This is a genomic window from Wolbachia endosymbiont of Drosophila bicornuta (assembly GCF_028982105.1).
In the GTDB taxonomy this organism is placed as follows: domain Bacteria; phylum Pseudomonadota; class Alphaproteobacteria; order Rickettsiales; family Anaplasmataceae; genus Wolbachia; species Wolbachia pipientis.
The window spans coordinates 1-8,996 of sequence record NZ_JAPQLF010000071.1 but is presented as its reverse complement, the minus strand read 5'-3'; the positions used below and the strand labels follow the sequence as shown (position 1 = coordinate 8,996).

The 8,996-nt window shown below is 34.8% G+C and carries 11 protein-coding genes and 2 pseudogenes; 6 read left to right on the top strand and 7 right to left on the bottom strand.

Features of this window, described 5'->3' with window-relative positions; genetic code table 11:
- A pseudogene (locus OZD68_RS06750) lies at nt 1-177 on the bottom strand (IS5 family transposase); the annotation flags it as partial.
- Nucleotides 178-218: 41 nt separating this feature from the next.
- Here OZD68_RS06750 and OZD68_RS01740 point away from each other — a divergent pair.
- From OZD68_RS01740 to OZD68_RS01720, 5 genes are all read left to right on the top strand, one after another.
- Complete coding sequence (locus OZD68_RS01740; RefSeq protein WP_182309571.1) at nt 219-368, top strand: hypothetical protein; 150 nt, start codon at nt 219-221, stop codon at nt 366-368.
- Nucleotides 369-419: 51 nt separating this feature from the next.
- Nucleotides 420-1,007 (top strand): L-threonylcarbamoyladenylate synthase, encoded by a 588-nt coding sequence (locus tag OZD68_RS01735; protein WP_182309570.1) that lies wholly within the window; start codon nt 420-422, stop codon nt 1,005-1,007.
- A 17-nt stretch (nt 1,008-1,024) separates the two neighbouring features.
- Entirely contained in the window at nt 1,025-1,846 is an 822-nt protein-coding gene (locus OZD68_RS01730; protein ID WP_182309569.1) for an AAA family ATPase, read from the top strand.
- Nucleotides 1,847-1,919: 73 nt separating this feature from the next.
- The gene (locus OZD68_RS01725) at nt 1,920-2,714 is read left to right on the top strand and encodes a hypothetical protein (RefSeq protein ID WP_182309568.1); all 795 of its coding nucleotides are present in this window, start codon (nt 1,920-1,922) and stop codon (nt 2,712-2,714) included.
- 68 nt (nt 2,715-2,782) lie between these two features.
- Entirely contained in the window at nt 2,783-3,445 is a 663-nt protein-coding gene (locus tag OZD68_RS01720; RefSeq protein WP_182309567.1) for a conjugal transfer protein TraJ, read from the top strand.
- Here the strand turns inward: OZD68_RS01720 and OZD68_RS01715 are convergent.
- Nucleotides 3,442-4,938, bottom strand: a complete 1,497-nt coding sequence (locus OZD68_RS01715) for a proton-conducting transporter transmembrane domain-containing protein (RefSeq protein WP_182309566.1) — start codon at nt 4,936-4,938, stop codon at nt 3,442-3,444. The two genes, OZD68_RS01720 and OZD68_RS01715, sit on opposite strands and share 4 nt — an antisense overlap.
- A 167-nt stretch (nt 4,939-5,105) precedes the next feature.
- On the opposite strand from OZD68_RS01715, the pseudogene OZD68_RS06745 reads away from it, so the two are divergent.
- Nucleotides 5,106-5,204: pseudogene (locus OZD68_RS06745) on the top strand (WPE palindromic element domain-containing protein); the annotation flags it as partial.
- A 234-nt stretch (nt 5,205-5,438) separates the two neighbouring features.
- Here the strand turns inward: OZD68_RS06745 and OZD68_RS01705 are convergent.
- The 5 genes from OZD68_RS01705 to OZD68_RS01685 all read right to left on the bottom strand — a co-directional run bounded on the left by OZD68_RS01705 (nt 5,439) and on the right by OZD68_RS01685 (nt 8,477).
- Nucleotides 5,439-5,795 (bottom strand): holo-[acyl-carrier-protein] synthase, encoded by a 357-nt coding sequence (locus OZD68_RS01705; RefSeq protein ID WP_182309565.1) that lies wholly within the window; start codon nt 5,793-5,795, stop codon nt 5,439-5,441.
- Nucleotides 5,792-7,060, bottom strand: coding sequence for a proline--tRNA ligase (proS, locus tag OZD68_RS01700; protein WP_182309564.1), 1,269 nt, complete (start codon nt 7,058-7,060; stop codon nt 5,792-5,794). The genes OZD68_RS01705 and proS overlap by 4 nt, the downstream gene beginning before the upstream one ends.
- A gap of 102 nt (nt 7,061-7,162) precedes the next feature.
- Nucleotides 7,163-7,753 (bottom strand): hypothetical protein, encoded by a 591-nt coding sequence (locus OZD68_RS01695; protein ID WP_275008837.1) that lies wholly within the window; start codon nt 7,751-7,753, stop codon nt 7,163-7,165.
- Between the two features lie 5 nt (nt 7,754-7,758).
- Entirely contained in the window at nt 7,759-8,253 is a 495-nt protein-coding gene (locus OZD68_RS01690; RefSeq protein ID WP_259366043.1) for a hypothetical protein, read from the bottom strand.
- Nucleotides 8,250-8,477 (bottom strand): hypothetical protein, encoded by a 228-nt coding sequence (locus OZD68_RS01685; RefSeq protein ID WP_259366038.1) that lies wholly within the window; start codon nt 8,475-8,477, stop codon nt 8,250-8,252. The genes OZD68_RS01690 and OZD68_RS01685 overlap by 4 nt, the downstream gene beginning before the upstream one ends.
- Nucleotides 8,478-8,996: the final 519 nt, after the last annotated feature.

Here is an 8,996-nt window from a genome sequence, read left to right as displayed (position 1 = left end):
TATTATGTGCACCAAAATTACAACTTTATCGCTATAAATATTGTTGCCACCTGGTATTTTTGGACCATTCTCGTACCACTTTTCTATGGCTTCGTTGATATAATGAAAAATATTTCCTCTTTTTTCTAGAAATTTGTTATATTCGCTATGGTTACTGACCCTCATTTTTTGTGGCATATTTTTTCTTTCAAGGTTAAATGGCTATTTTATAATGAATTTTGTCAGTAGCCACCAGATTTTTTCAGTTGCTATGCAACAAAGCCATCCCAGTGTCACGCACTGGGATGACACCATTTGTTGTAAACTCACTTTTGCTCTATGGTCTTGCCGCTATCCTGAACGGATACAAACTAGCAGTTACTATATAAGATACAATGCAACAAAACTGATCTAGTTGTTATAAATAAGTTTTGAGCTATATGGTATCTAAAATAATAAATGCAATACAGAACAACTTGTTAGTGTGTTTTCCAACAGAAACAGTGTATGCTCTTGCTTGTAATGCACTAGATAATGAATCTATAGGAAAAATATATCAGATAAAGAAACGCTCTCAAAATAAACCACTGTCTATATTTGTTAGTGATATTTACAATTTGACAAAAATAGCAAAGGTAAAGGAAAGATATATTGATTTAATAAACCACTTTTCTCCTGGACCAATTACCTATATTTTACCACTTAAAAACAACAATATATTGCCAAACGAATTCTTTAAAGATAGTATAGGCATCAGAATCCCTAAGCATCCTATTGCAATTTCAATATTAAATAAACTGAAAGTTCCAATAGTTGCAACTAGTATAAATATTTCAGGAGAAAAAAGTGTATGTAAGGCAGACGATATACCACAATCCATTAAGCAACATTTATCTGTAGTGATTGAAGATGATGAACTAGTTTCTGGTACAGAATCTACTATTATTGACTTAACCGAAGATAAGATTAAGGTTTTAAGGGAAGGTGCAATTTCATTACAAACAGTAAACAACGCATTTTCAAACTAAGATCTATAGGAGGAAAAATGAAAAGAGTAATAGGTCACAACCAGGCCAAAAAAAAATTAATGAACAACTTATCTGTTCAGTCTTGGCTGATCTGTGGTAAAAAAGGTATAGGAAAAGCAACGCTTGCAAAATCCTTCTCCAATTGGTTACTCATAAAAAGCTATAATGAAGTAGCATTGGACTTACACATTGTTGAAGGTGATACTATCGGAATAGAAAAAGTCAGAGAAATGAAAAACTTTCTACACTTAAGTCCCATTCAATCAGAACACAAAATAGCTATAATAGATAGCTTAGAGGCAATGACTAATAACGCTAAAAACGCAATATTGAAAATATTAGAAGAGCCGCCAAAAAATTCTAAGATATTTATAATTAGCCATAAGCCATATGATATACAAACCACTATCTTGTGTAGGTGCTTTCAGCTAAATTTACTTCCATTAACTTATGATGAAACAAAGCAAGTTGCTTCATCTCAATGTAAATTTGATGATCAAACGTTTGACGAAATGATTACTTTATTTCCTGGAATGCCAGGAATGATAATAAATGCAATAAGTAGTGATGCTTATGAAGCATACAAATGCTTTTATAAATTTCTTCATGATTTAAAGAATCCCAATATGATTAATAAAGTAATTAATAGCGAAATCGAACTAGAACTAGCATCATATATAATTCAGGCCTTCATTTTAGAAAGCATAAAGAGAGAGGTAAATGATGTTGAAATTCTGCTAAGTCAGTGGAAAAAAATAGATGAACTTTTCGTTGCCGCAAAGCAACTCCACTTAGATAAAAAGCATGTTTTAGCTAATGTAGTTAATATCATGACATAAGTTTACAAAGTATAATACTTTTAACATAAATTCATGATAGAATTCTGTTAATTTAATACTCGAAGTATATAATTTGACTGATAATAAATTAACTGTATGGCAATCAATAGAAGTTTTGACGAAAGCCATATTGAACATGCAGAAAAAATTAAGCTTAATTAAGAATATAGCTTCAGATCAAGACATAACCCTAGAAAAAGGAAAGGAGTTGTTAAGTGCCATTTATGAAGCAAATTTTAAGCTAAACAAGGCAATCAATATAGCCACTTTGCCAAAAATTGGCTATCATATGCTAAATGGCGAGTTTGTTGTACGTAATCATATTACAGAAGAGGAAGTAAAGACTCCTAGAGATTTTCATTACCTTAAAGTCGTTAAATCTGATCATGATGATTATAAATTAACGTTTTGTAATTTTTTAGGTAACGAGTTTTTTGAATATAAAAAGTATGATCCACAATATTCTGGTATTTCAGATGAATATAAATTTGTGAATTTTGGTAGTGTAAAAAAGACTCATAATCTAAAATTTAAGGAATACGTTGGTCATGCACCTAAATTTTTTGCTGCAGAAGGGCCTATTGAGCCTGGATCCCAAAACCATGCAATTGATCTATTTGAGCTAGTCAAAAGTGGTAAAGGTAGAAAAGTTGGAGCCTTTGCTGATGAATTTGGTTATTTTGATGATCAAAATAAATTGCATTATTATAATTATCACAAAAGTGCAGAAAGTAATACTTATGATCCTGAAAATTTAAGTGTAAAAATGATAAATATAGATGTGAGCAAAATCGATAAATTCTACCTCATTGCAGAACAAGGTGATATAATCATTCATCCTATTTGGGAAAATTTAGACATATTTTAAAGTTTTTTTTAGAGTATCTAAGCTTATTGTTATTATAATGATCCGATTAGGTCTGGTAGTATTGTGTTATGGAAGATAAATTACTTGAATCAGTAAAAAACAAAAGTTATTTCAGTAAAGCAGTCGAATGGTACTGCCATAGGTATCTGTTTTGTGTAGCAGAAAGATCTTGGATGGCATTAATAGTATCGCTTCTCCTAGTATGCTTATGTTTATTAACATTAAACATATACCTGTTATTTCCTATTAAAAAAGATTTAAATTTTGTGAAGTATATGAACCACACAGAAGATGAGTTCTCCGCAATGCATAAGCTTAGTTTCAGTAAAAAGGAAGATGAATACACTTCCACAGCGAGGTACTTAATAAGTAAATACATCGAAATATATGAGTCCATTAAGACCGTTGAACCGAAGTACCAAGAAAATTTTATAAGAAACAATTCTATACATAAAATCTATCAAGGCTTTCAGGAAAAAACGAACAATGAAGCTGTTTCATCCAAAAGAAAAATTGCCAACATAAATGTAATAACATTATCTATTGATCGATCGACCAAGGACTTAGTTACATTTGCTGGAAATGCTACTGTAGTTTTTGCAACCGAGCAAAATAAGGAGGTGAAAAATCAGGCTGTTGAGATTAGCTTCACTTTGTCGAATATAAAAGCAACTCTGGCTGGTATAATACCATTTAAATTTATTGTTAATGGTTATAAATACAGATTTTAAAATATTACTTGGTAGATAAAAAAAATAACCAAAGTGCAAATAGCAGTAATAACTGGAGGTAAAACTAGAAGAATTGGTGTTTTTTTAATAAAGTAATTCTGAGAAGGTTTTAAGAAAAAGGCGTTGTAAATTATCGGTAAAAAGTACAGAGCGTTGAGTATAGTACTAACAATTAACACTAGAGTTACAAACACAGAAAGTATTACATTGCCAGAGTTGAAAACAGCTTGAAAAATGAGAAATTTACCCCAAAAAGTTGGAGCAGGCGGCACCCCTACCATAGACAACGCACCTATAGCAAATGCTGTCATGCTAATTGGCATACTGCGTCCTATACCGTAAATCTTATCTATATATTTCTCACCTGCTCTCGTTATTATTGCTCCGGCAACGAAAAACAAAGTGATTTTTGCAAATGCGTGGCAAACTAATTGAAAAATTGCAACCCTCATGCTGAGCTCACTAAAAATTGAAGCGAACAATATAATATATGACAATTGAGAGATGGTAGAGTAAGCAAGCAATTTCTTTAATTCTTTTTGCTTTAGTGCAATCAATGATGCAGTAATAATAGTAAATCCAGCAGCGTACGGAAGCCACCCTCCAGCAAACCAATTTTGCTGCACAAAACGTTGCATGCTATCGACGCCAAAAGTGTATAATATAACTTTTATGATGATGAAAACTCCGGATTTCACAACAGCAACAGCATGCAGTAGTGCACTCACAGGAGTTGGTGCAACCATTGCTTTTGGTAACCAAAAATGCATTGGCATTAATGCAGCTTTTCCTATTCCGTAAATTAGCATAGCAAAACACACTGCAATAAAAGTGATGAGTGAAGTATCAAATTTGAATATTCCACCACTTACAAAGTCTAAAGTATGAAATTCATTATATAAAAGGCCTATTGCAGGAAAAAATAATACCAAAGAAGAGAAAAATAGCACGCCAAAGTAATAGCGTCCTGCAATCATTGATTCATTTGTTGAGTTGTAAGTAACCAGAGGGTATGTACTAATAGTTAGAAGCTCATAAAAGACAAATGTAGTGAGCAAATCTCCAGAAAAAGCAATAAACATTGCACAGCTAATCGATATTGAAAAAAAGCATAGAAAACTTGAGTGATTGCTATCAGCATAGTTATTCTGCATATAACATATTGCATATATACTGGTCAGCACCCATAAAAACGATATTAATAAACTGAATATTACTCCGGTAGACTCTAGCTTTAAACTAATGTGCAAATTATTACCAAAATCCATGAGAATAAATTGAGAATGATCACCATATACCCAATATAAAGTGCACAGACACGTATACGTAAACAGAAGTACAGAAGAAGTGACAGTAATACTATTGTTCACTCCGGGCCATTTACCAGTAAAAAAAATAACTAACGCACTTAAAAGTGGAATCAACGCAGTAATTAATAAATAATTCTCAGTAATTGAAAATGGTAAGGAAAGAGACGTTAAAACACAGTCCATTAAATAATTCATCTTTTTGTTTAGGTAAAGCTAGAATTATACTAAAATCATAGAAAAACCGCTATGTTTTTTTGGCAAACTAGTCGTTTGTGTATGCTATAGCTATACTGCGATTCATTCCACAACTGTACGAACATTTGTTTTTGTTAAACACAACAAAGATGTCATCCAAGTGCCCTGACTACTTGGATCCAGAAAACTTAATTTCAACTAAGTGGCTGCATAATAAAGGCTGGATTCCAGTGCCAAGCACTGGAATGACAGCAATCTACGTCATACCACCACGAACCGTCATACCGCGATTCATTCGTGGTATCTCATCCGCTAACTAGTAGCGGGATGACGAGCTTATCGTCATGCCACCGCGAACCGTCATACCGCCGCGGTATCTCAGCATAGATTCCGCTAACTAGTAGCGGAATGACGGTTTTTCAAATTGTCGTAAGTCAGTTTAGCTATATAGATAGCGCAAAGTCAACTGCATAAATTGAAAATATCTGCTAGACGCAAATTACAACAAATGCAGTAGCGTAATCTCCATCGTCACTTAAAGAAAGATGAATTTTGGAGATAAAATCCTTGCTAACGGTAAGATATGGCTTGCCTCTTACATCATTGTATATTTCTATATCTTTCATTGTAATACCCTGACCACTACCACGTGCTTTAACAAAAGCTTCTTTTGCTGCAAAGCGTTTAGCAAAATACCTTGCTCGCATTTCTTGACTATTATACTTTCTACTTAGCTCTATTTCCTTTTCAGTGTAGATTCTATTGAGAAATTTTTCCACGTATTTTTGTAATATTCTCAATATTCTTGGTATATATACTATGTCAGTGCCGATACCGTGTATCATTTTGCGCTAAAGTGATTTATTGCTTCCTCAATCTGCATTTCCTTTACCTCTCCAGTTGCTCTATTTTTTACTTCAACTATATTTTCACTTACTGCTTTCTTTCCGACAATTATTTGCCACGGCAAGCCTATCAGATCCATTCTAGAAAATTTTACTCCTACACTCCCTTCAGTATCATCGTAAAGCACTTCATCGCTTTTCAAAGCTTTGTATATTTTATCTGCAGCCTCCGTTACTTTCGTTTGTAAATTGATTAAACCAATTCTGAAAGGAGCCACCGATTCTGGCCAGATAATTCCTTTATCATCATGAAAAGCTTCTATTATTGCACCAACAAGCCTTGAAACCCCAATGCCATACGCACCCATATGTATATTGACATTTTTTCCATCTTGAGAAGTAACACTTGCCTTCATAGGCTTTGAATATTTGTCGCCAAAACAAAAAATATGCCCTATTTCAATACCTTTACTAACATTTAACTGCTCTTGTGATATAGGGCAAGTCTCAGGATCATGCATATCATCTGCAACTGCGTATATACTCTTTAAACTTTCAATATCTTCACTCTCTAGTAGTTCAGAAAATTTATTGTCATAATATAAAGTGCTCTCACCAGTGTTTGCCAATATATGAAACTCGTGGCTCAAATTTCCTCCAATTGGCCCCGTATCAGCTCGAACTCCAATTGGAGTAAATCCCATGCGTTTGAAGATTTTTATGTAAGTTTTGTACATCAAATTATATGAATTCAGTGCACCTTCGTAATCTACATCAAAACTGTATGCATCCTTCATCAAAAATTCCCTGCCCCTCATAACACCATAACGTGGTCTTACCTCATCACGGAATTTCCATTGAATTTGGTATAAACAAAGTGGCAAATCTTTGTAACTTTTTACCACATCTCTAATTAAATCAGTTGCTATCTCCTCATGCGTTGGACCAAAAAGCATATCTTCCTCATGCCTATCCTTTATGCGTAGCATTTCCTTACCGTAATCATCGTAACGCCCTGATTCTCGCCAAAGACTTGCTGGTTGCACACAAGGCATTAATGCTTCAATAGCACCGGATTTGTTCATTTCATCTCTGATAATATCTTCAATATTCTTAAGCACTAAGAGGCCAAGTGGTAACCACGTATAGATGCCAGATGCTATCTGCTTTATTAAACCTGCACGCAAAGAATATTGATGGGAGATAATTTTAGCATGGGCAGGCTTTTCCTTTAGAGTTGGCAGGTAATATTTGGATAAGCGCATATAATAGATCTGATTGTATTAAGTAATCTTAATACAATCAGACCTGTAGGTAAACTTATTTTGAAAAGGAAGGGAAGTGCATGGCTGACCATTTCATAGTTATCATAGTCCTTGTACAACATTTTCCTTTTGGCATCGCAACGCTTTTCCACCAAACTGTGCTATGCGATCCTCAACAGAAAGAGGAGGTGAATCTTGCACCTCATTATCCACTGAGTCAACATTATTTACTTGTGGTGAATCAACACACGAACTTGGCGGTACCGGTGACTCCTCTGTTTCTTGTTCAGGATGTATCGGAGATGTGGCTCTAGATCCTATACCACTGTCAAGACCCCCGCTTCCTTCTTCCTTGCTTGATGGGGAATTTGTGTGTTTTGTCTGCTCCTCTTTTTCCTGCTCTATCTCTTTCTGTATGTCTTTGCTTTCATCTGTAGTCCAATATGAATCGCCAATAGAATCAGAATGCTCACTTTCACTATCTGAGAGTTGCATGACTGCTGCTCTCTCCTTAAGTCTCTTTGTCGAATCTGAATCATTATCATCCGACTTCTTTCTCTCTGCTTGCTCCCTATCTATTCTTGCAGCAAACTCTTCTGGTGTTTCTTTTTTGTCAGTGCCCCCACTACTTTCTAATTTTGCTTTCAATTCATTTGTAAAATTTTGTTGCTGCCCACTCTTGTTGCTGCTCACTCTTTTTAACGTAGTATAGCACTTCTCGCAATAGTCCGAATAGGATAAGATATGTGCTTATGGCTATGGTAGAGCAGTAGCATATTATGATCTGTTCGGATTATTGTAAAAAGAGCTATACCTCCTCTTATCTGTTCAAACAGAGTAGAATGATTATTATTCTCAGGTTCACCAGCCTTCTTCGGTGCATCATTCTTAGGTTGCTCCGTACGCTTGGAAGCTGTAAAAAAATGCGGAGGCGGAGGTGGTAGTGCAGCATCTTGTGGCAATGGAGGAGGTGGTGGCGGTGGTACACTGACACTTGGATTTGGTTGTGTACACAATGTTACTGGAGGTGATTGAGGAGTAGGTACATTTGATTTATTCTCCAGATTAGTACAATTTTTACACACAAATTTTTGTGGTTCTTGAGATGGAGTATGGCCGAATTTCTGTCCATTAAGACCTACTTCTTTCTTATTATCATCTCTAGAAATAGCCAGTTTAACAAGATATGTCACTGAAATAAGTGCAACAACCGTAGAACAGCAAAAATTGCTAAAGGAACTGCTGCAATAGGACCAGAACCAGAAACTGCTATAATAACATAAGGAAGATATTGACCAGATATGAAACTAAATATAGATAATAATGAAACAGCAATTAAAGGTTTCCATATAGCCTGATTAGTTTTAGTAAGCTCCTGACTATCTTTTAGCAATGAAGAACTATTGGATATCATCATTTCTTTGCCTCACTTGTTAACGATAATTTAATGATAACCCAATTAATAATTTCTGTCAATAATTAATTATGAAAAACAAAGTTGCAATTTGAATAGATAAGCTATAAGTAATATACGACCAGCAATAGCCATACAATAGACTTCTTGTATAACCCACACTAAGTAGAAAAAAGGTGTCATCCAAGTAGCTGACACTGCTCTCCTTTGTCATTCCAGTGCTTGGCACTGGTTTCCATCCAAAATGGTGTCATTCCAGTGCTTGACACTGGAATGACACCGAAGGTGCTACTGCCGTCTTGGATGGAAACCAGTGTCAGAACTAGTTAACCATGGGGCTTCTTTTGCCTTTTTTTCCATTTGGTAAATTTCTTAAATATTTATGGCTAACATGAAGCTAAGTACGAACTTTGTTAAACATAACAAATGGTGCCATTCCAGTGCTCCTTTTTTTGTCATCCCAGTGCTTGACACTGGGATGGCTTTGTTGCATCGCTCTTCGGATAGTAGGTAACGCACAAT